Source organism: Bradyrhizobium sp. ISRA442, assembly GCF_038085055.1.
Classification (GTDB): Bacteria; Pseudomonadota; Alphaproteobacteria; order Rhizobiales; family Xanthobacteraceae; genus Bradyrhizobium.
In genome coordinates this window covers 239,107-264,329 of sequence record NZ_JALGCN010000009.1, presented here as the reverse complement: position 1 = coordinate 264,329, position 25,223 = coordinate 239,107, and the positions used below count along the sequence as shown (strand labels likewise).

At 64.4% G+C, this 25,223-nt stretch carries 24 protein-coding genes; 11 read left to right on the top strand and 13 right to left on the bottom strand.

What is annotated here, in order from left to right; all coding sequences use genetic code 11:
• Nucleotides 1-74 precede the first annotated feature (74 nt).
• From gcl to MTR72_RS20890, 3 genes are read left to right on the top strand one after another with little or no spacing between them, the layout of a single operon-like run.
• The gene (gene gcl / locus MTR72_RS20900) at nucleotides 75-1,865 is read left to right on the top strand and encodes a glyoxylate carboligase (RefSeq protein WP_280964893.1); all 1,791 of its coding nucleotides are present in this window, start codon (nucleotides 75-77) and stop codon (nucleotides 1,863-1,865) included.
• Between the two features lie 13 nt (nucleotides 1,866-1,878).
• Nucleotides 1,879-2,664 (top strand): hydroxypyruvate isomerase, encoded by a 786-nt coding sequence (gene hyi, locus MTR72_RS20895; protein ID WP_280964892.1) that lies wholly within the window; start codon nucleotides 1,879-1,881, stop codon nucleotides 2,662-2,664.
• Nucleotides 2,665-2,676: 12 nt separating this feature from the next.
• Nucleotides 2,677-3,564: a 2-hydroxy-3-oxopropionate reductase gene (locus MTR72_RS20890; RefSeq protein ID WP_280971024.1), complete on the top strand. Its 888-nt coding sequence runs from the start codon at nucleotides 2,677-2,679 to the stop codon at nucleotides 3,562-3,564.
• A gap of 63 nt (nucleotides 3,565-3,627) precedes the next feature.
• Here MTR72_RS20890 and MTR72_RS20885 read toward each other — a convergent pair whose 3' ends face one another.
• From MTR72_RS20885 to MTR72_RS20875, 3 genes are all read right to left on the bottom strand, one after another.
• Nucleotides 3,628-4,002: a VanZ family protein gene (locus tag MTR72_RS20885; protein WP_280964891.1), complete on the bottom strand. Its 375-nt coding sequence runs from the start codon at nucleotides 4,000-4,002 to the stop codon at nucleotides 3,628-3,630.
• A gap of 77 nt (nucleotides 4,003-4,079) precedes the next feature.
• Complete coding sequence (locus tag MTR72_RS20880; protein WP_280964890.1) at nucleotides 4,080-4,676, bottom strand: thiamine pyrophosphate-dependent enzyme; 597 nt, start codon at nucleotides 4,674-4,676, stop codon at nucleotides 4,080-4,082.
• Nucleotides 4,677-4,684: 8 nt separating this feature from the next.
• Nucleotides 4,685-5,260 carry a thiamine pyrophosphate-binding protein gene (locus MTR72_RS20875; protein ID WP_280964889.1) on the bottom strand — a complete coding sequence of 192 codons (576 nt, stop codon included), beginning with the start codon at nucleotides 5,258-5,260 and terminating at the stop codon, nucleotides 4,685-4,687.
• Nucleotides 5,261-5,511: 251 nt separating this feature from the next.
• On the opposite strand from MTR72_RS20875, the gene MTR72_RS20870 reads away from it, so the two are divergent.
• Nucleotides 5,512-6,561: a hydroxyacid dehydrogenase gene (locus MTR72_RS20870; protein ID WP_280964888.1), complete on the top strand. Its 1,050-nt coding sequence runs from the start codon at nucleotides 5,512-5,514 to the stop codon at nucleotides 6,559-6,561.
• Between the two features lie 161 nt (nucleotides 6,562-6,722).
• A complete protein-coding gene (locus tag MTR72_RS20865) occupies nucleotides 6,723-6,935 on the top strand; it encodes a hypothetical protein (protein WP_280964887.1) in 213 nt (70 codons plus the stop codon).
• Between the two features lie 15 nt (nucleotides 6,936-6,950).
• On the opposite strand, the gene MTR72_RS20860 is transcribed toward MTR72_RS20865, so the two are convergent.
• The 6 genes from MTR72_RS20860 to MTR72_RS20835 all read right to left on the bottom strand — a co-directional run bounded on the left by MTR72_RS20860 (nucleotide 6,951) and on the right by MTR72_RS20835 (nucleotide 14,345).
• The gene (locus tag MTR72_RS20860; protein WP_341510883.1) at nucleotides 6,951-7,529 is read right to left on the bottom strand and encodes a GNAT family N-acetyltransferase; all 579 of its coding nucleotides are present in this window, start codon (nucleotides 7,527-7,529) and stop codon (nucleotides 6,951-6,953) included.
• Between the two features lie 6 nt (nucleotides 7,530-7,535).
• Nucleotides 7,536-9,893, bottom strand: coding sequence for an Orn/Lys/Arg family decarboxylase (locus tag MTR72_RS20855; protein ID WP_280964885.1), 2,358 nt, complete (start codon nucleotides 9,891-9,893; stop codon nucleotides 7,536-7,538).
• Nucleotides 9,894-10,003: 110 nt separating this feature from the next.
• A complete protein-coding gene (locus tag MTR72_RS20850; protein WP_280964884.1) occupies nucleotides 10,004-12,211 on the bottom strand; it encodes a xanthine dehydrogenase family protein molybdopterin-binding subunit in 2,208 nt (735 codons plus the stop codon).
• A 7-nt stretch (nucleotides 12,212-12,218) separates the two neighbouring features.
• The gene (locus MTR72_RS20845; RefSeq protein WP_280964883.1) at nucleotides 12,219-13,235 is read right to left on the bottom strand and encodes an FAD binding domain-containing protein; all 1,017 of its coding nucleotides are present in this window, start codon (nucleotides 13,233-13,235) and stop codon (nucleotides 12,219-12,221) included.
• Nucleotides 13,232-13,723: a (2Fe-2S)-binding protein gene (locus MTR72_RS20840; RefSeq protein WP_280964882.1), complete on the bottom strand. Its 492-nt coding sequence runs from the start codon at nucleotides 13,721-13,723 to the stop codon at nucleotides 13,232-13,234. The genes MTR72_RS20845 and MTR72_RS20840 overlap by 4 nt, the downstream gene beginning before the upstream one ends.
• A 142-nt stretch (nucleotides 13,724-13,865) precedes the next feature.
• Nucleotides 13,866-14,345, bottom strand: a complete 480-nt coding sequence (locus MTR72_RS20835) for an Lrp/AsnC family transcriptional regulator (RefSeq protein WP_280964881.1) — start codon at nucleotides 14,343-14,345, stop codon at nucleotides 13,866-13,868.
• Nucleotides 14,346-14,487: 142 nt separating this feature from the next.
• On the opposite strand from MTR72_RS20835, the gene ald reads away from it, so the two are divergent.
• The 3 genes from ald to rnk all read left to right on the top strand — a co-directional run bounded on the left by ald (nucleotide 14,488) and on the right by rnk (nucleotide 16,871).
• Nucleotides 14,488-15,603, top strand: a complete 1,116-nt coding sequence (ald, locus tag MTR72_RS20830) for an alanine dehydrogenase (RefSeq protein WP_280964880.1) — start codon at nucleotides 14,488-14,490, stop codon at nucleotides 15,601-15,603.
• A gap of 334 nt (nucleotides 15,604-15,937) precedes the next feature.
• Complete coding sequence (locus MTR72_RS20825) at nucleotides 15,938-16,408, top strand: GreA/GreB family elongation factor (RefSeq protein ID WP_280964879.1); 471 nt, start codon at nucleotides 15,938-15,940, stop codon at nucleotides 16,406-16,408.
• A 19-nt stretch (nucleotides 16,409-16,427) separates the two neighbouring features.
• A complete protein-coding gene (rnk, locus tag MTR72_RS20820; protein WP_280971377.1) occupies nucleotides 16,428-16,871 on the top strand; it encodes a nucleoside diphosphate kinase regulator in 444 nt (147 codons plus the stop codon).
• A 60-nt stretch (nucleotides 16,872-16,931) separates the two neighbouring features.
• On the opposite strand, the gene MTR72_RS20815 is transcribed toward rnk, so the two are convergent.
• The 4 genes from MTR72_RS20815 to MTR72_RS20800 all read right to left on the bottom strand — a co-directional run bounded on the left by MTR72_RS20815 (nucleotide 16,932) and on the right by MTR72_RS20800 (nucleotide 21,781).
• Nucleotides 16,932-17,567, bottom strand: a complete 636-nt coding sequence (locus tag MTR72_RS20815; RefSeq protein WP_280964878.1) for a 2-hydroxychromene-2-carboxylate isomerase — start codon at nucleotides 17,565-17,567, stop codon at nucleotides 16,932-16,934.
• A 169-nt stretch (nucleotides 17,568-17,736) separates the two neighbouring features.
• Nucleotides 17,737-19,647 carry a flavin-containing monooxygenase gene (locus MTR72_RS20810; RefSeq protein WP_280964877.1) on the bottom strand — a complete coding sequence of 637 codons (1,911 nt, stop codon included), beginning with the start codon at nucleotides 19,645-19,647 and terminating at the stop codon, nucleotides 17,737-17,739.
• Nucleotides 19,644-20,291: a TetR/AcrR family transcriptional regulator gene (locus MTR72_RS20805; RefSeq protein WP_280964876.1), complete on the bottom strand. Its 648-nt coding sequence runs from the start codon at nucleotides 20,289-20,291 to the stop codon at nucleotides 19,644-19,646. Before MTR72_RS20805 ends, MTR72_RS20810 begins: the two co-directional genes overlap by 4 nt.
• The gene (locus tag MTR72_RS20800) at nucleotides 20,288-21,781 is read right to left on the bottom strand and encodes an AMP-binding protein (RefSeq protein WP_341510894.1); all 1,494 of its coding nucleotides are present in this window, start codon (nucleotides 21,779-21,781) and stop codon (nucleotides 20,288-20,290) included. Before MTR72_RS20800 ends, MTR72_RS20805 begins: the two co-directional genes overlap by 4 nt.
• 172 nt (nucleotides 21,782-21,953) lie before the next feature.
• Between MTR72_RS20800 and MTR72_RS20795 the strand changes: the two genes are divergently transcribed.
• From MTR72_RS20795 to MTR72_RS20785, 3 genes are all read left to right on the top strand, one after another.
• The gene (locus MTR72_RS20795; RefSeq protein ID WP_280964874.1) at nucleotides 21,954-23,213 is read left to right on the top strand and encodes an ABC transporter substrate-binding protein; all 1,260 of its coding nucleotides are present in this window, start codon (nucleotides 21,954-21,956) and stop codon (nucleotides 23,211-23,213) included.
• An 88-nt stretch (nucleotides 23,214-23,301) separates the two neighbouring features.
• Entirely contained in the window at nucleotides 23,302-24,204 is a 903-nt protein-coding gene (locus MTR72_RS20790; RefSeq protein WP_280964873.1) for a branched-chain amino acid ABC transporter permease, read from the top strand.
• On the top strand, nucleotides 24,201-25,223 hold the full coding sequence (locus tag MTR72_RS20785; RefSeq protein WP_280964872.1) for a branched-chain amino acid ABC transporter permease: 1,023 nt from the start codon (nucleotides 24,201-24,203) through the stop codon (nucleotides 25,221-25,223). The genes MTR72_RS20790 and MTR72_RS20785 overlap by 4 nt, the downstream gene beginning before the upstream one ends.

The window sequence follows — 25,223 nt, the reverse complement described above, 5'->3', positions numbered from 1 at the left end:
AAACCGATCTCGTTGAGATCAGCGCCTGCGCATTCGATGATCCCGCTCGCTGACGCAACCGAGCGAGGTCCGATATGGCGAAGATGCGAGCCGTCGATGCAGCCGTGCGAATTCTGGAGAAGGAAGGCATCTCGACCGCCTTCGGCGTTCCGGGAGCTGCGATCAATCCGCTTTACTCGGCGCTGAAGAAGCGCGGCTCGATCCGCCACATCCTGGCACGCCACGTCGAAGGCGCCTCGCACATGGCGGAAGGCTATACGCGCGCCAAGGCCGGCAATATCGGCGTCTGCATCGGCACGTCGGGGCCGGCCGGCACCGACATGATCACCGGGCTCTATTCGGCGATCGCCGATTCCATTCCGATCCTCTGCATCACCGGCCAGGCGCCGCGCGCGCGGCTCTACAAGGAGGATTTCCAGGCCGTCGACATCGAACAGATCGCAAAGCCCGTGACCAAATGGGCGGTCACCGTGCGCGAGCCGGCGCTGGTTCCGCGCGTGTTCAGCCAGGCCTTGCATGTGATGCGCTCGGGCCGGCCGGGTCCGGTGCTGATTGACTTGCCGCTCGACGTCCAGCTCGCAGAGATCGAATTCGACGACGAGACCTACGAGCCGCTGCCGGTCTACAAACCCGCCGCGACGCGCAAGCAGGTCGAGAAGGCGCTGGAGATGCTCAATGCCGCCGAGCGGCCGCTGATCGTGGCGGGCGGCGGTGTCATCAACGCCGATGCCTCGGATCTCCTGGTCGAATTTGCAGAGACCCTCAACGTGCCAGTGGTGCCGACGCTGATGGGGTGGGGCGCAATTCCCGACGATCACGTGCTCATGGCCGGCATGGTCGGCCTGCAGACCAGCCACCGCTATGGCAACGCCACCATGCTCGAGTCCGATTTCGTGCTCGGCATCGGCAACCGCTGGGCCAACCGCCACACCGGCTCGATCGAGACCTACACCAAGGGCCGCACCTTCGTGCACGTCGACATCGAGCCGACCCAGATCGGGCGCGTGTTCAATCCCGATCTCGGCATCGTCTCGGACGCGAAGGCCGCGCTCGAACTGTTCGTCACCGTCGCCAGGGAGTGGCGCCGGTCAGGCAGGTTGCGCGAGCGCCAGGCGTGGCCCGCGGCCTGCCGCGACCGCAAGCGTTCGATGCTGCGCAAGAGCCATTTCGACAACGTGCCGATCAAGCCGCAGCGCGTCTATGAGGAGATGAACAAGGCTTTCGGCCGCGACACCTGCTATGTCACCGTGATCGGCCTGTCGCAGATCGCCGGCGCGCAGTTCCTGGGCGTCTACAAGCCGCGCAACTGGATCAATGCAGGGCAGGCGGGTCCGCTCGGCTGGACGCTGCCGGCTGCGCTCGGCGTGCGCGCGGCGTGTCCTGACCGCGACGTCGTCGCGCTGTCGGGCGACTACGACTTCCAGTTCCTGATCGAGGAACTGGCGGTCGGTGCGCAGTTCAATCTGCCCTACATCCACGTCGTCGTGAATAATTCCTATCTCGGCCTGATCCGCCAGGCCCAGCGCGGTTTCGACATGGACTATCACGTCCAGCTCTCCTTCGAGAACATCAACGCGCCCGAGATCGGCGTCTACGGAGTCGATCACGTCGCGGTGGCCGAAGGCCTCGGCTGCAAGGCGATCCGCGTCACCGATCCGAAGGACGCGCAGGCTGCGTTCGCGACCGCGCGCGAGCTGATGGCGAAGCATCGCGTGCCCGTCGTGGTCGAGTTCATCCTCGAACGCGTCACCAACATCGCGATGGGGATGGAGATCGACAACATCGTCGAGTTCGAGGAGGTGCTGGATCTGCCGCTCGACGAGGTCAAGAGCACGCGGCCCGGCGCACTCGAGCCGGCGGAATAGGGAGGACAGCATCGTGCCGAGATTCGCCGCCAACCTCACCATGCTCTTCAACGAGATGCCGTTTGTCGACCGCTTTGCGGCGGCGAAGGCGGCAGGCTTCAGCGGGGTCGAATATCTCTTTCCCTATGATTTTGACAAAGCGCTGCTGCGCGAGCAGCTCGAGAGCCATGGGCTCACGCAGGTGCTGCACAACCTGCCGGCCGGAAACTGGGCAGCGGGCGAGCGCGGCATTGCGATCCTGCCCGATCGCGTCAGCGAATTCCGCGACGGCGTGTTCCGCGCCATCGATTATGCCAAGGCGCTCGATTGCGACCAGCTCAACTGCCTCGTCGGCATCGCGCCCGTTGATGCCGATCCGCGCGAACTCAACGAGACGCTGGTCGGCAATTTGCGCTTTGCGGCCTCGACGCTGGCGCGGGAGAACATCAAGCTCCTGGTCGAGCCGATCAATACGCTCGACATTCCCGGCTTCTTCCTGAGCGGCACCGAGCAGGCGGTGCAGCTCATCTCCGAGGTGCGGTCGAACAATCTCTTCATCCAGTACGACATCTATCACATGCAGATCATGGAGGGCGATCTCGCCCGCACCATGCAGGAATATCTCGACCGCATCGCCCACATCCAGCTCGCCGACAATCCCGGCCGCCACGAGCCCGGCACGGGCGAGATCAATTATCCCTTCCTGTTCCGCCACCTCGACGCAATCGGTTATCGCGGCTGGATCGGATGCGAATACAAGCCGCGTACCACGACGCTGGAAGGCCTGTCGTGGCATGCGGCGCAGACCTTCGAGACCTGAGGAATGACAGACATGATCGATATCGGCTTCATCGGACTTGGCACCATGGGACGGCCGATGGCCAACCATCTCCTCACTGCGGGTCATCGTCTCTTCCTGCACGACGTCGGGCCGATCTCGCCAGAGCTGATCGCGGCCGGCGGCGTCGCCTGCAAATCGGCGAAGGAAGTCGCGGAGGAAGCCGACGCCGTCATCATCATGGTGCCAGACACGCCGCATGTCGAAGCCGTGCTGTTCGGCAAGGACGGCGTCGCGAGCGGCATCTCCAAGGGCAAGATCGTCGTCGACATGAGCTCGATCTCGCCGCTGGCCACAAAAGAGTTCGCGAAGAAGATCGAGGCGCTCGGTGCGGATTATCTCGATGCGCCGGTCTCCGGCGGCGAGGTCGGCGCCAAGGCGGCGAGCCTCACCATCATGGTCGGCGGGCCCGAGCGTGCCTTCAACACCATGAAGCCGGTCTTCGACAGGATGGGCAAGAACGTCACTCGCGTCGGTGCCAACGGCGACGGCCAGACCACGAAGGTGGCCAACCAGATCATCGTGGCGCTGACGATCGAGGCGGTGAGCGAAGCGCTGCTGTTCGCATCCAAAGCCGGTGCTGATCCTGCTCTGGTGCGGCAGGCGCTGATGGGCGGCTTTGCCTCGTCGCGGATTCTCGAAGTGCATGGCGAGCGCATGGTGAAGCGCAACTTCGATCCGGGCTTCCGCATCGAGCTGCACCAGAAGGATCTCAACCTCGCGCTCGAAGGCGCTCGCTCACTCGGGCTGTCGCTGCCGAGCACGGCGGTGGCGCAGCAGTTGTTCTCGGCCTGTACCGCGCACGGCGGCAAGGCCTGGGATCATTCGGCGATGGTGCGAGCTCTGGAACTCATGGCAGGCCACGAAATCGCCGCGGCGTGACGTCTTACGTGGTCATGGTCGCCAGTCTCGTGAGCAGGCGAAGATAATGAGCCCTGCGGAGCATCACTCCGCGGGGCTTTCGCTTGCCACGGTCCTTGCGCCAAAGCGGGCGATGGTCCAGTCGGCTGCCGCCGCGAGCGCAAAGCCGAGGCAGGCCGTCAGCGCATCGACCAAAAAATCCTCCAGCCGCGCATGCCGTCCCGGTGCCCAGAACTGCATCAGCTCGAGCAGGCCGATCAGGACCACGGAAAAAGCCGCGATTGCGAGGCGCCGCCGGCTGTAGGCGAGGCCGAAGGCCAGCCCGATCAGGATGAAGGCGAGGGCATGTTCGCCATCCTGGCCGAGATCGGAATGCGGCCGCAGGCCGGGCGGTCCAAGGGTGGCGAAGGTGACGGCGGCTGCGAGCAGCCAGGCAAAGGAACGCAATAGAAAGGACATCCGCACCGCTTAGCACGGATTTGCTGCGGACCGTTACGGCGCCGGGATCAGATCGCCGTGTAGTTAATGACGAAACGTTAAAGTGGCTCGCGTACGCCGAGGCCGTGCATGAAGCGTTCCCTGATCTGCACGGGATCGCGGCGGGTGGTGCCGACGCCCGGCTTGTCGTCGATGCGGACCGCGATCAGGCTCGGCTCCGAGGCGGACATTGCCTCCTCGACCAGCCGCTCGAAATCCTCCTCGTCCGCGGCCCAGGTGCTGTTGGCGAGCCCTGAACCGGCGGCGATCGTGACGATGTCGGCGATACCAGCGGCCGGCGTCGGCTGCGCGCCGGTGATCTGGTAGATGCCGTTGTCCATCACGATCATGGTGAGGTTCTTCGGCCTCAAGGCCGCGATGGTCGAGAGCGCGCCGAGCTGCATCAAGAGCGAGCCGTCGCCTTCTAGGGCAAAGACATGGCGGTCGGGCTGCGCCAGCGCCACCCCGAGCGCGATCGGAAAGGCCAGGCCCATGCTGCCCAGCATGTAGAAATTCTGCGGGCGGTGGCCGGCGGCCCAGAGGTCGAAATTGGTGTTGCCGATGCCGCCGACCACGGCTTCCTCGTTCTTGAGCTTCGCGACCAGGCGCGAGGTGATATCGAACCGGTTCATCACTTTGGTGTTGCGCGTGTCCATGGCCGGCCTCACTTGTCGAACACCTTGCCGCCCGTCAGCAGCGGATTGAGGATCAGCGCGACCGGCGCCTGGGTGGTCACGGCCTGCTTGATCGAGCGGTCGACGATGAATTCGAGCTCGTCGAGCCGGGTGATGGTGTGGTGCTCGAGCGCCAGCGAGTCCAGCACGGGGCGCATGGTGCGGCAGACCAGCGACTGGCCGTAGTTGAACTCGCCGAGCGTGCCGCGCTCGGAGACGAACATGATGAGCGGGATCTGGTAGGGCACGGCGAGCGAAGCGAGAACGTTGGCGAGCGTGGCGAAGCCCGAGGTCTGCATCAGCACCGCGCCGCGCCGTCCGCCCATCCAGGCGCCCGAGACGATGCCGACGGCCTCCTCCTCGCGCGCGGTGGCAAAGGTGGTGAAGAAGGGATCGGCGTGCAGGTTCCTGATCAGCGGCGTCAGCACGCGGTCCGGCACGTAAGGCACGAGGCTGACCTCGTTCCGCTTCAGCGTCTGCAGGACGATGCCGTGCCAGGTCTTCCCGGCGGACGCCTTGTCGCTCGACGCTTGCGCCGGTGGGGTGTGCTGCTCCGCAATCGCCATTGCGTTCTCCCTTGGGCCGCGCTGCACGGTTCTTGGTCTCTGGCTGTCGCGGCGGCCTGTGCCGAACTTGACGCGGCGAGCGGGATTGTCAACATGTCCCGGCCGGCACCGTGATCTGCGCCAGACGGCCTGCCGCGGCCGGCACCGCCATGTCATAAGCCACGACAACGAAAAAAGCGGGAGGACAGCATGGAAGAGGTGCGTGCGGCGCCGGCCTTGCGGATCTCCCGGAGAGAGCCGGAAGGGTCCTGATGTCCGTCAACAACAAGCGCGTCTTCTACGTCAAATATCTGGCCCATCCAATCTATATCGACATCCTGAAGGCGCGCCCTGACGTCCGGCTCGACCGCATCGAGAACGAAAGCCCCGAGGATGTCTATGCGCCGATCCTCAGCGCGGCCCATGTCTACCAGATCGGCGCGGCCCGCGACGAGCTCGCGCCGCACTTCCACGTCGATGCCGCCTTGCTGAAGCGGACGCCGAACCTGCTGCTCGTCTCCAGCAACGGCGCGGGCTTCGACCCTGTCGACGTCGAAGCCTGCACGGCTGCGGGCGTGCTCGTCGTCAACCAGTCCGGCGGCAACGCGCATTCCGTCGCCGAGCATGCGCTGGCGATGATGCTCACGCTGTCCAAGCGCATCATCCAGTCCGACCGTCGCCTCCGCCGCGAGCGCGACGTGAACCGCAATGACCTCGTCGGCAACGAGGTCGAGGGCAAGACCGTCGGCATCGTTGGCCTCGGCAATGTCGGCCGCCGCATCGCCGCGCTGTGCAAAAGTCTGCTCGGCATGAAGGTGCTGGCCTATGATCCATATCTGTCGGCCGAGGTGATGGCCGAGCGGGGCGGGGAGAAGGTCGAGCTCGACGAATTGCTGCGGCGGGCCGACTTCGTCTCGATCTCCTGTCCGCTCAACAAGGGCAGCCGTGGCATGATCAGCGTGCGCGAATTCGCGCTGATGCAGCCTCACGCTTATTTCATCACAACCGCCCGCGGCTTCATCCACGACGAGGACGCGCTGCTCCAGGCGCTGCGCGACCAACGCATCGCGGGAGCGGGCCTCGACGTCTGGTCCAAGGAGCCGCCGCCGCCGGAGCATCCGCTGCTCCAGTTCGACAACGTGCTGGCGAGCCCGCATACCGCCGGTGTCACCAAGGAGGCGCGTCAGAACATGGGGCGGATCGCGGCCGAGCAGGTGCTGGATACGCTCGACGGCAAGCGGCCGCCGCGCATCATCAATCCCGAGGTCTGGCCGCGTTACGCGGAGCGATTCAAGCAGGCGTTTGGGGTTGCGCCGGGGTAGGGCAGGCAAACTGACTCGGTCATTCCGGGCTCGATGCTTCGCGTTGCCCTCGGAATGACGGAGCAAGCGTGGAACCGCGATTGGACTTGATCCGCGTCAAAATCTCCTTTCCCTGTCCGGGCTAAATGGGGTTAGAGTGCTTCGGGGGCGCAGGAGGTCCTATGTCGACTTATGTCGTCAGGTTCATGAAGGACGTGCTCGGTGGGTACGGCCGGCAGATCGAGGTTTGCCAGGGCGCGCTCGAGATCGATGCCTCTGACGAGAACGAAGCCACGGAGCGGGCGAAGGCGAAGTTCTGCAAGGACCAGGCCTTGCCTCATTGGTCCCTGCATGCCGACCGCATCCAGGTGAAAGCGGCTGACTTTCCATCGTAAGGGCTGCGAGCCCGTCTAGCGTCCAGGAGACGTTGCTGGCGGCGGCGCAGTTGCACCGGCGCCGAGCGAGCGCTGCACCATGACTGTGTCGGACCAGCGGCCGTTGCGATAGGCGACGCCGCACAGCAGCCCGACGCGGCCAAAGCCGAACTTTTCATGCAGTGCCAGCGAGGGCGCGTTGTCGGCATCGATGTAACCGATCATCTGACGGAAGCCGGCTGCCGCGCAGGCGTCGATCAGCTCCCGGAGCAACAGCCGTCCGACGCCGCGCCCGAGATGCGCGTGGTGGACGTAGATCGAGTGCTTTGCCGTGTAGCGATAGGCCGGACGCTTGCGGAACAGCACTGCATAGGCATAGCCGACGACCTCGCCGCGAAAGGTCGCGACCAGATGCGGCAGGCGGGCCTGCTTCAGGTTCTTGCGCCGGTCGCGCAGATCGTCGGGCTCAGGCGCGCCGGTTCCCTCGACATCGCGCGGCACACCGCGGCGGACGTGATGGCGGTAGATCGCCAGCATCGCCTCGACATCGCTGTCGCGCGAGGGCCGGACCAGGACCGGCTCATCCTCCGCGCGCATCACGCCCGTTTCGTTCATCGGCGGCTACTCGGCGACGACGTAAGTGTAGAGCCCGATGCGGCCGGCGGCATCGACCTCCTTGTAGACGCCCTGGATCTCGACCTCAAAACCCGGAAACGTGTTGAAGCAGGTCTCGAACATCTTGAGGTAGTCGATCATGGGCTTGGCTCGTTCCGTCAGCCGCTCGCCGGGCACGATGGTGGCGATGCCGGGTGGATAGACCACGAAGGGCGTGGTCGCGATGCGACCCGCGATCGCCTCGATCGGCAGATAATCGACGTCGTTGCGGAACAGGAGGCGCGCTGCATCGCGGGGCGACATGGCGATCTCCGGCAAATGCTCGGGTAGGAACTGCCGGGCCTGAAGTGCGCTGACATCGGCGGCGCGGAAGAAGCGGTGCATCTCGGCGCAGAGGTCGCGCAGCCGCACGCCGGCATAGCGCGGCTGCCGCCGCTGATAGAACTCCGGAATGGCGTCCGCCAGAAGCGCATTGTCGTCGTGCAGCTTCTTGAAGGCGACGAGGCCGGAGATCAGCGTGCCGGCCTTGCTCGCCTCGACGCCCGGGGTGAGCAGGAAGAGCAGGGAGTTGAGGTCATTCTTCTCGGGAACGATGCGGTTCTCGCGCAGGAATTGCGCGACGACCGGCGCCGGGATGCCGTGATCGGCATAGGCGCCGGTGGCGCGATCGAAGCCGGGCGTGAGCAGCGTCAGCTTGTTCGGATCGGTCATGGCAAAGCCCTCGGTCATGCCGGGAAAACCGTGCCAGGTATCGTCAGGGGCGAGTTGCCACAAAGCGGGATTGGTAGCGAGCTCGTCGGTCGAAAGCGTCTCCCAGGCGACGTTGTGCACGGCGCCGGGGCGGCTGACATCGGGAATGGCGATGCGATCGGGGACGAAGGGTTCGAAGAACCAGCGGCGCTCGGGATTCTGCTCCTTCTCCTCGAACTCGCGGCCCATGGCGCGGATCTTCTTGCGCAACTCGATGCCGAGTCGGATCGTGTCATCCCACAACACCTCGCCGGAGCGTCCCTTCATCATCTGCGCGCCGACATCGAGGGAGGCGAACAGCGGATAGAACGGCGAGGTCGAGGCGTGCTGCATAAAACTCTCGTTGAAGCGGCGGTGCTCGACGCGTCGCTTCTGGCCGCGGATGTGACGGTCTCTGATGTGGATCTGGGAGGCCTGCGAAAAGCTGGCAAGTTGCTTGTGGGTCGACTGCGTTGCGATGATGCCCGGCGCATCCGGAGAAAGGTTCGACAGCCCCATCGCGAAGCGGCCGGCATAGAGCGGGTGGAACTTCATGAAGCCGGCCCAGGCCTCGTCGAACAGGATGTACTCACAGAGATGGCCGATGCGGTTCAAGATCATCTCGGCGCTGTGGATCGAGCCGTCATAGGTACACTGCTCGACCACGGCGACGCGGAACGGCCGCTCCCTGCGCCAGGCGTCGCGGTCCTGGACCAGCGGATGGTTGCGGATCGCCTCGCGCAGGGCCTTCTCGTCGAGCGCGTCCCAGCGCATCGGGCCGATCAGGCCCCAGGCGTTGCGAATGGTTGGGACATAGACGGGGATGCCGCCGTTGATCATCAGCGCGCCGTGATGGGCGGCCTTGTGGTTGTTGCGGTCGAACAGCACGAGATCGCCGTCGGTGACGAGCGCGCCGAGCGCGACCTTGTTGGAGGTCGAAGTGCCGTTGAGCACGAAATAGGTCTTTTCCGCGCCGAAGATCGCGGCCGCCTCTTTCTGTGCCTTCAGCGCCGGGCCTTCATGGGTGAGGAGGTCGCCGAGGTCGAGCACGGAATTGTCCAGATCGTCGCGGAACACGGACTCGCCGAGATGCTCGACGAAGACGCGGCCGATCGGGCTGCGGCTGTAGAACATGCCGCCATTGTGGCCCGGGCAGGTCCAGAGCTGGTTGCCTTCCTCGGCATAGTCGACCAGCGCGCCGAAGAAGGGCGTCTTCAGCGTCTCGGCATACTGCTTGAGTCGGCTGATCAGGTTCTTGGCGATGAAGGGCGGGGTCTCCTCGGACAGGAAGACGTAGCCGTCGATGAAGTCGAGCACTTCGACCGGCAGGTCCTCGAACCGCTTGCGCCGGATCAGGAGGATGATCGGAAAATCGAGGCCGCGACGGCGCATCAGGTTGATCAGCGCCGAGGTCTTGCCCTCTAGGCCCTTCTTGCCCCAGTCCACCACCATGCAGCCGATCGCGGCATCGGTCTGCACCGCGATCTCGGCGTCCTCCAGCTTGCGGGCGCGGACCACCTCGAAGCCGGAGCGCTGGATCTCCTCGATGATCTGGTTGAAGCGGATGCCTTCGAGGTCATCGGCGTCGAACACCGGTGCGGCGAACAGGAAGTTGAAGCGCTTGAAATAGTCCATGTCAGGTCCCGAATGTGCCAGAGCAAACAGGTCTCGGCACATTCGATGACAGTTGGATGACAGGGGCTGGCCTCACACCCGTCAGCCGCCGGGAACACTGACCCGGCGCGTCAGGCGAGGAGCTTGTCCAGCGTGATCGGGAAGCGGCGGATGCGCTTGCCGGTGGCGTGATAGACGGCATTCGCGATCGCCGCGGGGACTCCGACGATGCCGATCTCGCCCAGGCCCTTGACGCCCAGGGCGTTGATGTGGTCGTCGCGCTCTTCGACGAAGATCACGTCGATGTCGTGAACGTCGGCATTCACGGGGATGTGGTACTCGGCGATATTCGGGTTCATGATCCGGCCGAAGCGGTGATCCATCACCGTCTCCTCGTGCAGGGCCATCCCGATCCCCCAGACCACGCCGCCCATGATCTGGCTGCGGCCGGTCTTGGTGTTCAGGATCCGCCCGGCCGCGACCGCGCTGACCATCCGGGTCACGCGGATGACGCCGAGCTGCTCGTCCACCTTCACCTCGGCGAAGACAGCCGAATGCGTGTTGCGCGCGTGCGACTTGTCCCCCGCGAACTGGTTGAGCTTTTGCTTCTCCATCCGCTCGAGCTTGCCGTAGCGCATCGCATCTGTGATCGAGACCGCGCGGCTCTTCTCGCCGTTGCTGGCGATCGTGCCGTCGATCAGGATGACATCGGCGGCATCGACGCCGGCGAGCGGCGAGGCAGGCATCGCGCTGGCAAGACGCGCGAGATCCTGGCGAATGTCCTCGGCCGCTCCCAGCACCGCATGCGCGCTCGATGCAGCCATCCAGGAGCCGCCCTCGACGGGAGCCTGCGGCAAGGTCGAATCGGCGAGCTTGACGCCGATGTTCTCGATCGGCAGTCCGAGCGCATCTGCCGCCACCTGCGCCACGATCGTGTAAGTGCCGGTGCCGATGTCGGACGCCGCGCAGGAGACCTCGGCATGGCCATTGGCGGTCAGCACGATGCGGGCTGCGACCGGCACCTGCAGCGCCTCCCAGACGCCTGTCGCCATGCCCCAGCCGACCAGCTCCTCGCCATCACGCATCGAGCGGGCGGCGGGATTGCGCCTGCTCCACCCGAAGGCCTCGGCGCCACGGGCGTAGCATTCGCGTAGCTGCTTGCTGGTGTAGGGGAGATCTTCGCTCTGGTCGCGATCCGAGTAGCACTTCAGTCGCAGTTCGATCGGGTCGAGCTTGAGCGCGACCGCCAACTCGTCCATAGCGCATTCAAGCGCGCAGACGCCCGAAGCCGCGCCGGGCGCGCGCATGTCGCAGGGCGTGGAGACATCGAGGCGGACGAGCTTGTGGGAATAGCGGCTGTTCGGGCTCTTGTAGAGCTGTTCCGCCCAACTGCTGTCGTTGCGCGCAAAATCCTCGTAGCGTGAGGTGACGGCCGTGGCCTCGTGCGTGACCGCTTCGAGCGTGCCGTCGGGCTTGGCGCCGAGCCCGACGCGCTCGATCGTCGCTGGCCGGTGGCCGAGCCCATACATCTGCTGACGAGTCAGCACGACGCGCACTGAGCGCTTCAGCGCGAGCGCGGCAAGTGTTGCAAGCACGACCTGATATTGCGGCCGCAGGCCGGAGCCGAAGGCGCCGCCGACATAGGGCGAGATCACACGGATGTCGTTCGGCTTCTTGTCGAACACGCTGCACAGAAATTTGTGGACGTTCTGCACGCCTTGCGTCTTGTCGTAGACCGTGAGCCTGCCGTTGCCGTCCCAGACGGCCGTAGTCGCAAAGAGCTCCATCGGATTGTGATGTTCGGTCGGAATGAAGTAGTCCGCTTCGTGCCGCACGGCCGCGCCGGCAAGCGCGCTAGCGGCGTCGCCGCGCGGCTTGTTCGGCTGCTTCACCTTGGTCGCCTTGTTGCGCTCGGCTTCGAGATCGGTGGCAAACGCCTGCTCCTCCTGATAGTCGACGCGCACCAGCGTTGCGGCGAATTTCGCGGTCTCCCAGTCCTCCGCCACGACCAGTGCGATCGGCTGGCCGTTGAATTTGATGCTGTCATCATAGAGCGGACGGAACGGCGATCCTTCCTCCGGCGCCACCTCATCCTTCCAGGCCTCGTCCTTGTCGGCGAGCGGCGGACGATGCGCATGGGTGAGCACGTCGATCACGCCCTTCACATTCAGCGCCTCGCTGGTGTCGAGGCGGGCTATGCGCCCGCGGGGAATGGTGGCTGCGACGGCTACGCCGTGGAGGAGTCCGTCGGCGGCGAATTCGCCAGCATATTTGGCGGCGCCGGTGACCTTGGCCCGACCATCGACGCGGGATGTTGGTGTTCCGACATAGGCGTTCATCGGTCCCTCACGCGATCTTCTTGTGAGCCTGCGACTGCGGCGTGGCGTTCGCGGCCTGCATCAGCGTTCGAACGATGGCGCGGCGCGCGAGCTCGATCTTGAAACCGTTATGCGCATACGACTTTGCGCTCTGCAGCAGGACGTCCGCAGCACGAGAGAAATGATCCACTGTTGCTGCCTGGCCGCGCAACGCCGTTTCGGCCTCAAGGCTGCGCCAGGGCTTGTGGGCTACGCCGCCGAGCGCCAGGCGCGCCTCCCTGATCGCGTTGCCGTCGAGTTCGAGCGCCGCCGCCACAGAGACCAGGGCGAAGGCATAGGACAGTCGGTCGCGGACTTTCAGATAGCTGTAGTGATGGGCAAAGCCGCGCGGCGGCAGTTCGATCGCCGTGATGATCTCGCCGGCACCGAGATTGGTGTCGACATGGGGCGTGTCGCCGGGGACCCGATGGAAATCGGTCAACGCCATAGTGCGTTCGCCGGACGGGCCTGCGACGTGCACGAGCGCATCGAGCGCGGCCAGCGCCACGCTCATGTCGGACGGGTTGGTCGCGATGCAGGAAGGGCTCGCACCGAGGATCGCATGGTTACGGTTGAGGCCGTCGATCGCCGAGCAGCCGCTGCCGGGACTGCGCTTGTTGCAAGGCGTTGCCGTGTCATAGAAGTAGGCGCAACGCGTTCGCTGCATCAGATTGCCGCCGACGGACGCCATGTTGCGCAGTTGTGCCGAGGCGCCGGCAAGGATGGCGCTGGCGAGCAGCGGATAGCGCTGCTCGATCAGCGGATCGTAGGCAAGGTCCGAGTTCGGCACCAAGGCACCGATGCGCAGGCCTCCGTCGGCCGTCTGCTCGACCTTGCGGAGCGGCAGGCGGGAAATATCGATCAGCCGGGAGGGCTGCTCGACATTCTCCTTCATCAGGTCGATCAGGTTGGTGCCGCCGGCGATGAGCTTGGCGCCGGGATGGGCGGCGAGCAGGAGGATCGCATCGGCGACGTCGGTGGCGCGGGAATATTGGAAGTTGATCATGGCCGGCCCATTGCCTGCTGGATGGCAGCGACGATGTTCGGATAGGCGCCGCAGCGGCAGAGATTTCCGCTCATCAGCTCGCGGATCTCGTCAGCATCCCTGACGTGGCCTTCGGCCAAGAGACCGGCCGCCGAACAAATCTGTCCCGAGGTGCAATAGCCGCACTGGAAGGCGTCGTGGTCGATGAAGGCCTGTTGCAGGGGATGCAGCGCGCCATCCCTGGCAAGTCCTTCGATGGTCGTGATCTCCGCGCCGTCCTTCATGACGGCGAGGGTCAGGCAGGAATTGACGCGCCGGCCATCGATCAGCACGGTGCAGGCGCCGCACTGACCGTGATCGCAGCCTTTCTTGGTGCCGGTCAGCGCGAGATGGTCGCGCAGGGCATCCAGGAGCGTGGTCCAGGGCGCGAGATCAAGCGAGCGCCTGACGCCATTGACGACGAGATTGATTGGAATGCGGTCGGGAATTTGATTTGCGGCATCGGCCATGTCGTTTCCCCTGCGACGAAAGGCCGAGCCGAGAAGTCAACCGGGCTGACGCGAGGGCGCGTCGTCTCCGCTGGCCAATAGCGCCTAACGGACGACCGATCGCTTGGTTCCTTGCGGGAGTTTCCGTGCCGCAAGGGAGTGGTCAGCGCTTCGCCTCGCCGAACACCACCGTCGGCACCGCGCGATTGACGATCTCGCGCAGCGCGAAGCTCGATTGCACCCTCGCCACGCGCGGCAGCCGAGACAACTCGGTGCGGTGGATGCGTTCGAAATCCTGGATGTCGCGGGCAAGCACGATCAGGATGTAGTCGTCGGTACCCGACATCAGGAAGCAGCGCACGACGGAGGGGCATTTCACGACCTCCGCCTCGAACGCCTTCAGTGCGTCATCGCTCTGGCTCTCCAGCGCGATGCGGACCAAAACCGTGGTGGTGAGGCCGAATTGCCCCAGATCGAGCGCTGCCTGGTAAGCCTGGATATAGCCGTCGTCCTCCAGCGCCTTCTGCCGCCGCGCCAGCGCCGTGCTCGACAGGCCGACCTTGTTGGCAAGCTCGGTGTGGCTGGCCCGCGCGTTGGTGGTGAGTTCCGCGAGGATGGCGAGGTCTTTCCGGTCGAGGGCCAAGGTTTCGTTTCCAGCGTGAAAGGGTGCAGCCGCGCCGGAAACCGGCGCCAGGATGGCAAAACTAGCGGATATTTGCACGAAACCAAACCGCACCTGCCGCTACGATGAACAAGGAATCAGCATATTGGCCAAGGAGCTTGCGATGCGCGTCGGTGTCCCCCGGGAGATCAAGGTGCAGGAATATCGCGTCGGGCTCACACCGGGCGCCGTCCGCGAATATGTCGCGGCCGGGCATCAGGTCATGGTCGAGACCGGCGCGGGCAGCGGCATCGGCGCTTCCGACGAGGTCTATCGGCGGGCAGGAGCCGCGATTGCGGAGAGCGCTCGCGACATCTTTGCCAGGTCCGATATGATCGTGAAGGTGAAGGAGCCTCAGAAGAGCGAATGGGTGCAGCTTCGCGAAAACCAGATCCTCTTCACTTATCTCCATCTCGCGCCGGATCCCGAACAGGCCAAGGGCTTGCTCGCTTCCGGCTGCACCGCGATCGCCTATGAAACCGTCACGGACGCGGACGGCCACCTCCCGCTGCTCGCGCCGATGAGCGAAGTCGCCGGCCGCCTCGCCATCGAGGCCGCCGGCGCCGCGCTCAAACGTTCGGCCGGCGGGCGCGGCTTGCTGCTTGGCGGCGTGCCCGGCGTGCAGCCCGCGCGGCTCGTCGTGCTCGGCGGCGGCGTCGTCGGAACGCAGGCCGCGCGCATGGCGGCAGGGCTCGGTGCCGAAGTCACGGTGATCGACCGCTCCATTTCTCGGCTGCGCGAACTGGATGATCTCTTCCTCGGACGGGTGCGCACCCGCTTTTCGACCATCGAGACGGTTGAAGACGAGGTGTTCGCCGCCGACGTGGTGATCGGCGCCGTGCTGGTGCCCGGGGCCAGCGCGCCAAAACTCGTCACGCGCGCGATGCTGAAATCGATGAAGCCGGGCGCCGTGCTGGTGGACGTCGCGATCGACCAGGGCGGCTGCTTCGAGACATCGCATCCGACCACGCACACTGATCCGACCTACGAGATCGACGGCATCGTGCACTATTGCGTCGCCAACATGCCGGGCTCGGTGCCGGTGACGTCGAGCCAGGCGCTGAACAACGCGACGCTGCCGTTCGGCTTGATGCTCGCGAGCAAGGGTTTTGCCGCGGTGCTGGAAAATCCGCATCTGCGGAGCGGGCTGAACGTGCATCGCGGCCGCATCACCAACAAAGCGGTGGCCGACAGTCTCGGGCTGGAGTTCGCTCCACCGGAGAGCGGACTGGCGGCATAGTCATGCCGCGAGACGAATTTTCCGCCGCGAATTCCGGAGCGCGCTGCGCGCGCGCCGAATGCAACCCGGAAGCCGCACGAGAGCGCGACGCGCGATAATGCATGCGCGCTTTCGCCGCAATGTCGTCGGCGCGATAAGGCACTATGTTCATCGCGCCATGACCTATGTCGTCGACATTGATCCGCGCGTAGCGCGCTTCTGTCTGCACGCCGGCCGCCTCCACGCAGGCGTTTAGCCGGACGGCTGGTTGCGCCGTCCGGGCGTTCCTTTCGTACACAATTCGAGTTCGCGGCTTCCATCCGGGAGCGCGATGCCTTGCGCGAAGGAGTGTGCCGTGTTGCCTCTTCCCAAGATTGCACTGCCAGTATCCGACTATCCCCGCCTGGAGCAGCTTGCGCGCGCAGCCGTGCAGCGAGGGGACATGGATGCGATCTTCCTTATGGGCGAGATCAGCCGCGCCGAGATCGTTCCGGACGACGCACGCGACATCGACTCGATCGTGACGATCGGGTCCTGGATCACCTACTGGACGAATTGGGGCGTGCCACGAAGGATGGTCCGGTTGGTCTGGCCAGAAGATCGCAGCGTAGATTCCGCCCGAATATCCGTCCTGTCGTCGCTGGGCGCAGCATTGATCGGTCTGCGCGTCGACGATCAGATGCCATATTTCGTCGCCGGCTGCCTGAATCTCGTCAGGGTCCAAAGCGTGAGGAGGTCCGGGCCCAACGTGGTCCCGCTGTTTCGCGCCTCTGAATTCACAAGGAACGATCCGATCGACGATGATCCGGGACCGACCGCCGCCTAACTGCGAATTGAGGACCGCAATGAAACCGAAGAAGTCCGCGACCGGATCTGAACTCCCGTCTATCCTGGTAACAACAGACGAGATGCGCCGATTGAACGCGCTGGCGAACTCCAGCATGGAGATTTTCCCGCGCGTGGCGCAGTTTCTCGCGCGTGAGATGGAGCGCGCTAATGTCGTGCCCGATGACAGCGACCTGTCTGGCGTGGTGCGGATGGGTTCGAGGGTCAGCTATCGCGACGAGAGCACCGGCGATGTCCGAGGGGTGCTCCTGGTCTATCCGCACGAAGCCGACATTTCGCAGGGACGGATTTCAGTGCTGACGCCGGTCGGCGCGGCTCTGATAGGACTATCCGTCGGCCAGGCGATCGAGTTTCAGACGCCGGGTCATCACGCGCGGATGCTGACCGTCCTGGACGTAGTCTTCGAACGTCTTCCGTGCGCGAGCACGGACGTGCAAGGCTGATCGCTGGGCACGGTCAATTGATTGATCGTATCCATATAGGCCAAAGCGATGCTGGAGCGGCTACGCGGGCTTTCGATACCGGCTCCCCAGTGCGGTCTCGATCGTCTCCGGCCTGTGGATGCGCTCGATCAGCATGTCGATGCGATCGCCGCCCCAGAACAGCTCGCCATTGAACATCATGGTGGGTACGCCGAACACGCCGAGCGCTTCGGCCTCGTCGATGATGCGATCATGCTCGGCGCGGGCAGGGCCGTTGACGTAGTCTTCGAACGCGCCGGCCGAACCGCCGCACGCGGTGATGACAGCGGCGATTTCGGAGACATCGTCGATCTCGAGCTCGTGTCTCCAGAAGCGGTGGAACACCGTGTCGTGATAGGGACGAAAGAAGCCATTGGCTTGCGCGAACAGCATGCCGACGCTTGAGTAGAAGGCGTCGTAGATCCGTCGCGGGCCTTTCATGGTGAGGCCTTGCGCATTGGCAAAGCGGCGCGCGTCCATATAGGCGTAACGTACCTTGCGCCAGAAATGCGGCGTTCGCTCCTCGACCGTTCCCATGAATTCGGCGACACGTAGCGTGTAGGGCAGCCATTCCAGCTCGACGCCGTGTTTTTCCTCGAGCTCGAACAGGCGCTTGTTGGCGACGAATGCGTACGGGCTTTTGTAGTCGGTGTAGATGCGGACGTGCGGCTTGGGCATGGTGGGCTCCTTTCGAGCACGCCGCGCTGTTAGCAATGTGCAAAGGTGAGCGCAGCAAGCTCCGTCATTGCGAGCCAACGGGTCCGCGCGAAGCGCGGCCCCGTTGGCTCGCAATGACGATGGTGAGAGTGAACGCTACCACTTCGGCAAATCTCCGTGGACAGGTGGATCACCCCTTCGTCAGCTTGTACTGCCCGAGATCCGGGTCGTGCGTCATGCGCCAGTAGTCGACGAAGCGCCACGGCATGGCCGAGAACACGCGGCCGCTCTTGTTGCGGTAGTAGGTGGTCATGCCCGGATGGGTCCAGATCATCGCCTCGTGCTCGGCGTCGACCTTGCGGACGTAGTCGTCGAGCACATCCTGGCGAACGTCGATAGCGGCGACGTCGTGCTCGATCATGTCGACGAGGCACGCGGAGATGTAGCGGCTCTGGCATTCAGACTGGAAGATGACGCTGCCGCCATGAGCGGGACCGGAGTTGGGGCCGAGCATGCAGAAGAAGTTCGGAAAGCCCGGCACGGTGAGGCCAAGAAACGCGGTCGGGTTGTCGTTGCCCCAGGCGTCGCTCAAGTCTTTGCTGTCGCGGCCCCTGATGTTGAGACGGGCCGCCATCTCCGTGACCTTGAAGCCGGTCGCGATCACGATGATGTCGGCGGGGCGATGCTCGCCGTCTGCGGTGACGATGCCGCCCTGGTCGAAATGGTCGATCGCGTCGGTGACGAGCTCGACATTCGCCCGCGTCAAGGTCTTGAACCAATTGTTGTCGAGCAGGATTCGCTTGCCGTAAGGAGGATAAGTTGGCACGCATTTCGCGATCAGGTCTGGACGGTCCCTCAGCTCGGTCAGGATGAACTCGGTCAGCTCCTGGCGGTGGCGGTCATTGCCCTTGTTGACCGCGCGCTCCGGATACGGCCAGGCCGGGTCCTTGCGCAGGAAGGGCAACAGCCCATCGCCGTAGCGCCAGAACATGTTGAAGCGATACCACTGCACATAGAACGGCAGATGGGCGAGCAGCCAGCGCGCGCCTTCGGTGATTGGATCGGAATAGCCCTTCACCGGGCGCGCCCATTGCGCGGTGCGCTGATAGACCGTGACCGAGGCGACCCGGCCGGCGATTGACGGCACGAGCTGCATCGATGTCGCTCCGGTGCCGATCACGGCGACATGTTTGCCGTCAAGCTCGATGTCACTCGACCACAGCGCCGAGTGCAGGATCGTTCCCTTAAAATCCTCCTCACCCTTGAAACGGGCGCGGGAGGGATCGTTGAGCTGGCCGATCGCGCTGACCAGCGCGGTGGATTCGAAAGTCTCCTCGCCATTTTTGGTCTTGAGCGTGGAGATCCAGCGACGCTTGCCTTCGTCCCAGTGCGATGAGGTGAGCTCCGTGTTGACACGCAGATGATTGCGGATGCCGTATTCGTCGGCGACTTTCAGAAGATATCCGAGCAATTCTTCGCGCGGGCAGAAATAGCGCGTCCACGCGTTGCGCGAGCCGAAGGAATAGGAATAGGAATGGTTCGGCGTATCGACGCCGCAGCCGGGATAGCGGTTGATCCACCAGGTGCCGCCGAGTTCGTCGTTCTTCTCGACGATGGTATAGGGGATGCCGAGATGACCGAGGGCCACGCCAAGCGCGATGGCGCAGACGCCGGCGCCGACGATCAGCACATGCTGCTGCGCGAGCTTCTGATCGGAAGGACGGTGGGTCCAGCGCGCATCGCGCGGCACAAAGCCCATCTCCTCGCGCATCAAGGGCGCATATTCCGGCGCGACGTTCTCGCCGAGGCAGGCGCGCATCATCCTCAGCAGCAGCTCCTCGCCGGGGTCGGTGATGACCGGCTTCGGCGTGCCGTTGGCGAAAAGTTTGACGACGGCGGCGCGGATTTCGTCCTGTACGTTCTCCGGCACGCCGGCATCGGGATCGGGAATGAGGCGGATGTCGCGCTTGGGCAAATAGGGCGGCTCGAGCCAGCGCTCATCGCCCGTCATGTGCACGAGCACCATCAGCAGGCAGCGGATATCGCCCTCGGCGATGGTCGAGGCGAGGTCGAGCGGCTTGTGCGGAGACTCGATGTTCATGGCTTGTCCTGATCCCCGGGGGCATTGAAGAGGCCGCGCGTCATCAGTTTGCGATAGGCGGAGATGACGTGATCGGGCACGGCAGTGACGCCATCGGCCGAATAGGAGTAGCGCCGGCTGAGATAGCCGCGCGAGCCCATCAGCATGTGGACGATGGCCTCGAACTCTTCGTCGCTATAGTCCTCGATCGCGCCGGCGAGCCTCGCGCGCCGCAGGATGCGCACATACGCAGTCGAGATATTATCGAGATGCTTCTGGTAGCCGCTGGGCGCGAAGAATTCGGCCTCGTTGAGGATGCGCAAAAATTCCGGAACCTCGCGGATGAAGTCGAAGAAGGCCGCGAAGCGTTCGATCTCCTGCCGCGCCGCATGCGCGGTGCCCGTGCGGGCGCGGATGAACTCGACCATGTCGAGGCCGATCTTGGGCAGGAGCTGGTCGAGCAGCTCCTGGCGGTTCTCGAAATGATTGTAGAACGTGCCTTGCGCGACACCGGCCTGTTCGGTGATACGGGCGACCGAGGCTTCGGCATAGCCATATTTGCCGACGACCTTGGTCGCGGCCTCGAAGATCTTCTGCTTGGTCCAGGCGTTGCGCTCGACGCGGTTGAGCTTCGTCACCTTTGCGGTCGCGTCTGCTTGCATCATTCGGAGGTCTCCAGCTCGGCGCGCAGCACGCGCTTGAGGATCTTGCCTGATGGGTTGCGCGGCAGGCTGTCGCGGATGACGAGCTCTTTCGGCACCTTGAAGCTTGCAAGCCGCGCGCGGCAGTGCTCGATGAGGGCAGGGAGTTCGAGGCTCGCGCCTTCGGCCAGCACGACGATTGCGACCGGCTTCTCGCCCCAGCGCGCATCGCGCAGGCCGATCACCGCGACCTCGCGCACCTCTGATAGTTCGTAGATGACGCGCTCGACCTCGGAGGAAGCGATGTTCTCGCCGCCGGAGATGATCATGTCTTTCTTGCGGTCAGTCAGGTACAGAAAGCCATCGTCGTCGAGATAGCCGACATCGCCGCTGCGGAACCAGTCGCCGAAGAAGGCCGAAGCCGTCTTCTCCGGATCCTTCCAGTAGCCGCGCGTGATCTTCGGCCCGCGCAGGCAGATCTCGCCATTGACGTTCGGTGGCAGCGTCTTGCCGGCCTCGTCGCGGATTTCGATCTCGACATGGGCAATGGTGCGGCCCGTCGAGCCGATCTTCTCGATCTCGCGGCCGGCGTCCATGAAGGTGTCGCCACCCACCGTCTCGGTGAGGCCATAGGCATCGATGTAGCGCGCATTGCGAAAGAATTCGGAGAAGGCGCGGATTCGAACCTCCGGCGTCTTCTCACCGCCGCCGATCGCCCATTTCAGGCTGGAGACGTCGTAGCGGTCGCGGGTGGGGCAGGTGAGGATCGCAGTGGTCATGACCGGCGCCAACCAGGCCGCATTGAGCCTATCTTCGGCAATAGCCGCGAGCGCCGCCTCCGGCTCGAAATTGCGCTGGATGGCGATGAAGCCGCCGTGCCAGAGCACGGCGATGCCGGGCAGATCGAGCGCTCCGACGTGATAGAGCGGGCCGACGACGAGAAGCCGGGTGTCGGCGCTGAGGCCCAGTGCGATGGTCTGGTCGGCCGACTTCCAGTAGAAATTGTCGTAAGAGAGCATCACCCCCTTGGGACGGTCGGTGGTGCCCGAGGTGTACATCAGCCGCATCAGGTCGGATGGCGCGCGGACATGCATCGGCGCCGGTGACGCGCCGTGTGCAAGGTGCGTGACGCTCCGCTGTGCGGCCTCATCGAGCACGACGATCGTCGCGCCTGTGGCGTTCGCAGCCAATTCCTCATCGACGATCAGAAGCTGCGCCCCGGCATTGCCTGCGATGTAGCCGACCTCGTCGCGGGAGAGGCGGAAGTTGATCGGCAGGAACACGGCGCCGATATGGCTGGTGGCAAAGACCAGCTCGAGGAAGGCCGCGCTGTTCTTCATCAGGACGGCCACGACATCGCTGGCGCCAATGCCCTGTGCGGCCAGCCAGCCGGCCACTTGCCGGATGCGCGCGTCGAAGGTCGCGTAGGAAATCTCCTCGCCGCTGTATTTCAGCGCAGGCCGGTCCGGCGTCCGCCGGGCATGAAAGGCGATGAAGCTCGACAGATTGATCATTTGCGCGCGTTTTGGGCCGGTCGCTGGCCTCGCTTCCTCCGTGATGAATTCTGACTCGTAATTCATCTTTGGCTTGACGTCACCCCCTGCGCTCTGAAATTGTTGGGAACACGGAGACGAGACGATCTCCGGCAAGGGACAGGAAACGCCGACCCGACAGAGGGAGGGAAGAATGACGAGAACCCGCAGGCCGGGCATCAGCCGCCGTTCAACGCTGGCGCTGATGGGCGCCGGTGCGATGACTGTTGCCGCGCCCTGGGTGGCGCGCGCCCAGGCCAAGACCATCAAGATCGGCATGCCGACGATCCTATCGGGCCGCGTGGCGCAGCTCGGCACGTCGTCGCGCAATGCCGTGATGCTCGAGGTCGAGAAGGTCAACGCCGGCGGCGGCCTTGCCGGCCGCCAGATCGAGATGGTGATCCGCGACTCCAAGGGACAGCCGCAGGAAGCCGCGCGCGTCGCGCGCGAACTCGTCAACACCGATGGCTGCGAGCTGCTGATCGATGCGGAAGCTTCCTCCGGCGCCTTTGCGGTGCATGAGGTCGCGCGCGATCTCGGCGTGTTCTGCATCCACACCAATTCCGAGACATCGGCGCTCACCGCCGATCCCAAGCAGCGCATTCCGAACGCCTTCCGCACCGCGCGGCAGGGCGTGCACGACTCCATCGTCGGCGGCAGCTATGCCGCCGCGATCGCCAAGGCCAAGGGTCTGAAGAAGTGGGCGACATGCTCGCCAGACTATGCGTATGGCCGCGACACGACGGCCGAGTTCACGCTGTACCTGAAGCGCTTTGCGCCGGACGTCGAGATCATCAGCGAATCCTGGCCAAAACTGTTCCAGCCCGACTACACCGAGGTGGTGACGAAGATTCTGCAGGCGAAGCCGCAGGCGCTGTACTCCTGCCTGTGGGGCGGCGATCTCACCTCCTATATCGACCAGGCCAACATCTACGCGATGTTCGGCCAGATGGAGGTGTTCGCGGTCAACATGGCCGACTACACCGCGCTCACCGTCGTGAAGAACCTGCCGAAGGGCATTCACTCGGGCAACCGCTACATCAAGACGTTTCCGGCGACGCCGGAGAATGCGGCGTGGGGCGATGCCTACAAGGCGAAGTACAGCGAATATCCGACCAACTGGTCGTGGGAGAACGCGACCGCGGTCATGCTGATGGCGGAAGCCGCGAAAAAGGCGAACTCCGCTGACGGCAAGAAGCTTGCCGAAGCACTGGCGGGCCTTACGATCAAGTGCCCGTTCGGCGCCGACGGGACCGTGACGATGCGCGCCGAGGATCACACGCTGGTCGGCTACGCCATCGGCTGGGGCACCACGATTCCGCAGGAGCCCTATGTGCCGGAGGTGAAAGCCGGCGACTGGAAGACTATCTTCGAGCTCGAAGCCGAGTGGAAGAAGAGCAAGGGCTACACCTGATCGTGCGCGCGGCGGAGACGGGTGACCGTCTCCGCCGGCTTCGTCTGGTTTTCCGCGCCGGGCTCGGCGCCGTAATGAAAGTGCTCCCGTGGATCTCGACGCGCTTGCCGGCTGCCTCTCCAGTTCCGCCTGCCTGGTGACGCAGACCACCAGCGGCCTTATCATCGGCATGCTGCTGTTTCTGGTGGCGGTCGGGCTGACGCTGATCTTCGGGGTGCTCAAGGTCGTCAATTTCAGCCACGGCGCCTTCTACATGTTCGGCGCTTATTTCGCGATGACGGCCTATCAGCTCACCGGAAGCTTTGCGCTCGCGATGCTCGCGGGTGCAGCCGGTACCGCGATCCTCGGGCTGATCTTCGAGCGTGTCTTCATGAGCCGCGTCTATGGCGCCGACGTGCTGATGCAGCTTCTCGTCTGCTACGCCTTCGTGCTGATCTTCGACGACGTCGTACGCATCATCTGGGGACCGGAATTCAAGTCGATGGGCATGCCGGCGGCATTCCAGGTGGTGCCGCTGTTCATCGCCGGCGGCGTGGTGCCGCCTTACTATCTGTTGTTGATCGGCGTCGCGCTCGTCGCGGCCGTCGTGCTCGGCATGGGCCTGTCGCGCAGCCGCATCGGCAAGGTGATCCGGGCCGCCGCGCATAATCCCGGCATGGTGTCCGCGCTCGGCATCAACACCGGACTGATCTATGGCGGCGTGTTCGCGCTCGGCGGCATGCTTGCGGGCCTTGCCGGCGCGCTTGCAGCGCCGGTGCGCTCGCTGACCCCGGGTATGGGATTTTCGGTGCTGATCGAATCCTTCATCGTCACCGTGATCGGCGGCATGGGCTCGATCCTCGGCGCGCTGATCGGCGCGTTGCTGCTGGGCCTGATCCGCTCCTTCGGCTCGCTCGGCTTTCCCTTGTTCACCGAAGGCCTGATGTACCTGTTCATGGTGATCGTGCTGGTTTCAAAGCCCACCGGCCTGTTCGGCAAGGAGGCGGCATGACCGAGCTCGAGGCCGGACGCGCGGAGACGCTGGTGCCGGCGCGCGGCGTCACCACAGCTTGGCAACGCTATCGCGACATCCTGATTGCATTGATCGCGTTCGCCGTGCTGGCGAGCTTGCCGCTGTTCACCGGCAGCAAGGCGCTGCTCGATTTCGTCATCCGCTGCTCGGCCTATGGGTTGTTTGCGACCTCGCTCAATCTGCTGGTTGGCTATACCGGTCTGATCTCATTTGGCCACGGCATGTTCTTCGGCCTGGGCGCCTACAGTTTTGGCCTCATCATGCAGAAGCTTGGCGTGCCGATCCCGGTCGCTTTCGTCGCGATGCTGGCGATCACGGCGGTGGTCGCCGCCATCATCGGCGCGATCTGTGTGCGGCTGAAGGAAATCTATTTCGCTTTCGTGACGCTGGCCTTCCAGATGCTGATCCATTCGACCATCCTGTCATGGGCCTCCTTCACCGGCGGCGATCAGGGGCTGCGCGGCGGCATTCCGCGCCCCGTCTTCCTCGGCGTCGATCTCTCCAATCAGATCCATCTCTACGTCGCGAGCTGCGCGCTCCTGATCCTTGGCCTGCTCGCGATGCGCCAGATCGCGCAGTCACCGTTCGGCTATACGCTGCGCATGATCCGCGACAACGCCGCGCGCGCGAGCTTCCTCGGCATCGACGTCTGGCGCGCAAAGCTCACCGTCTTCGTGTTGGCGGCGTTGTTCGCGTCGACGGGCGGCATGGTGATGGCGCTGTTCGTCTCCGGCGCCTATCCGGAATTCGCCTATTGGACCATCTCGGGCGAGGGCATCTTCATCAACATGCTCGGCGGCGTCTCGACCTTCCTCGGCCCGATGGTCGGCACCGTGCTGCTGTTGCTGCTCAACGACACCGTGACGCGATTCACCGAGTATCATGGCATCGTGCTCGGCGTCGTCATCTTGTTCTTCGCGCTGGGGCTGCGCAAAGGCCTGTTGGATTTCGTCGCCGAATGGTTCGCGCATCGGCGCGAGGCAGGCGAGGGGCGCTAG

Excerpts from the sequence above, each read along its gene's own strand:
- MTR72_RS20805 (WP_280964876.1), bottom strand. The coding sequence starts at position 20,291 with ATGATGCAAGCAGACGCGACCGCAAAGGTGACGAAGCTCAACCGCGTC.
- MTR72_RS20855 (WP_280964885.1), bottom strand. The coding sequence starts at position 9,893 with ATGGACTATTTCAAGCGCTTCAACTTCCTGTTCGCCGCACCGGTGTTC.
- MTR72_RS20880 (WP_280964890.1), bottom strand. The coding sequence starts at position 4,676 with ATGGACACGCGCAACACCAAAGTGATGAACCGGTTCGATATCACCTCG.
- ald (WP_280964880.1), top strand. The coding sequence starts at position 14,488 with ATGCGCGTCGGTGTCCCCCGGGAGATCAAGGTGCAGGAATATCGCGTC.
- MTR72_RS20840 (WP_280964882.1), bottom strand. The coding sequence starts at position 13,723 with ATGGCCGATGCCGCAAATCAAATTCCCGACCGCATTCCAATCAATCTC.
- rnk (WP_280971377.1), top strand. The coding sequence starts at position 16,428 with ATGAAACCGAAGAAGTCCGCGACCGGATCTGAACTCCCGTCTATCCTG.
- MTR72_RS20860 (WP_341510883.1), bottom strand. The coding sequence starts at position 7,529 with ATGAACGAAACGGGCGTGATGCGCGCGGAGGATGAGCCGGTCCTGGTC.
- MTR72_RS20870 (WP_280964888.1), top strand. The coding sequence starts at position 5,512 with ATGTCCGTCAACAACAAGCGCGTCTTCTACGTCAAATATCTGGCCCAT.
- MTR72_RS20785 (WP_280964872.1), top strand. The coding sequence starts at position 24,201 with ATGACCGAGCTCGAGGCCGGACGCGCGGAGACGCTGGTGCCGGCGCGC.
- MTR72_RS20850 (WP_280964884.1), bottom strand. The coding sequence starts at position 12,211 with ATGAACGCCTATGTCGGAACACCAACATCCCGCGTCGATGGTCGGGCC.
- MTR72_RS20885 (WP_280964891.1), bottom strand. The coding sequence starts at position 4,002 with ATGTCCTTTCTATTGCGTTCCTTTGCCTGGCTGCTCGCAGCCGCCGTC.
- MTR72_RS20890 (WP_280971024.1), top strand. The coding sequence starts at position 2,677 with ATGATCGATATCGGCTTCATCGGACTTGGCACCATGGGACGGCCGATG.
- MTR72_RS20800 (WP_341510894.1), bottom strand. The coding sequence starts at position 21,781 with ATGATCAATCTGTCGAGCTTCATCGCCTTTCATGCCCGGCGGACGCCG.
- MTR72_RS20875 (WP_280964889.1), bottom strand. The coding sequence starts at position 5,260 with ATGGCGATTGCGGAGCAGCACACCCCACCGGCGCAAGCGTCGAGCGAC.
- MTR72_RS20815 (WP_280964878.1), bottom strand. The coding sequence starts at position 17,567 with ATGCCCAAGCCGCACGTCCGCATCTACACCGACTACAAAAGCCCGTAC.
- MTR72_RS20865 (WP_280964887.1), top strand. The coding sequence starts at position 6,723 with ATGTCGACTTATGTCGTCAGGTTCATGAAGGACGTGCTCGGTGGGTAC.
- MTR72_RS20810 (WP_280964877.1), bottom strand. The coding sequence starts at position 19,647 with ATGAACATCGAGTCTCCGCACAAGCCGCTCGACCTCGCCTCGACCATC.
- MTR72_RS20845 (WP_280964883.1), bottom strand. The coding sequence starts at position 13,235 with ATGATCAACTTCCAATATTCCCGCGCCACCGACGTCGCCGATGCGATC.
- gcl (WP_280964893.1), top strand. The coding sequence starts at position 75 with ATGGCGAAGATGCGAGCCGTCGATGCAGCCGTGCGAATTCTGGAGAAG.
- MTR72_RS20795 (WP_280964874.1), top strand. The coding sequence starts at position 21,954 with ATGACGAGAACCCGCAGGCCGGGCATCAGCCGCCGTTCAACGCTGGCG.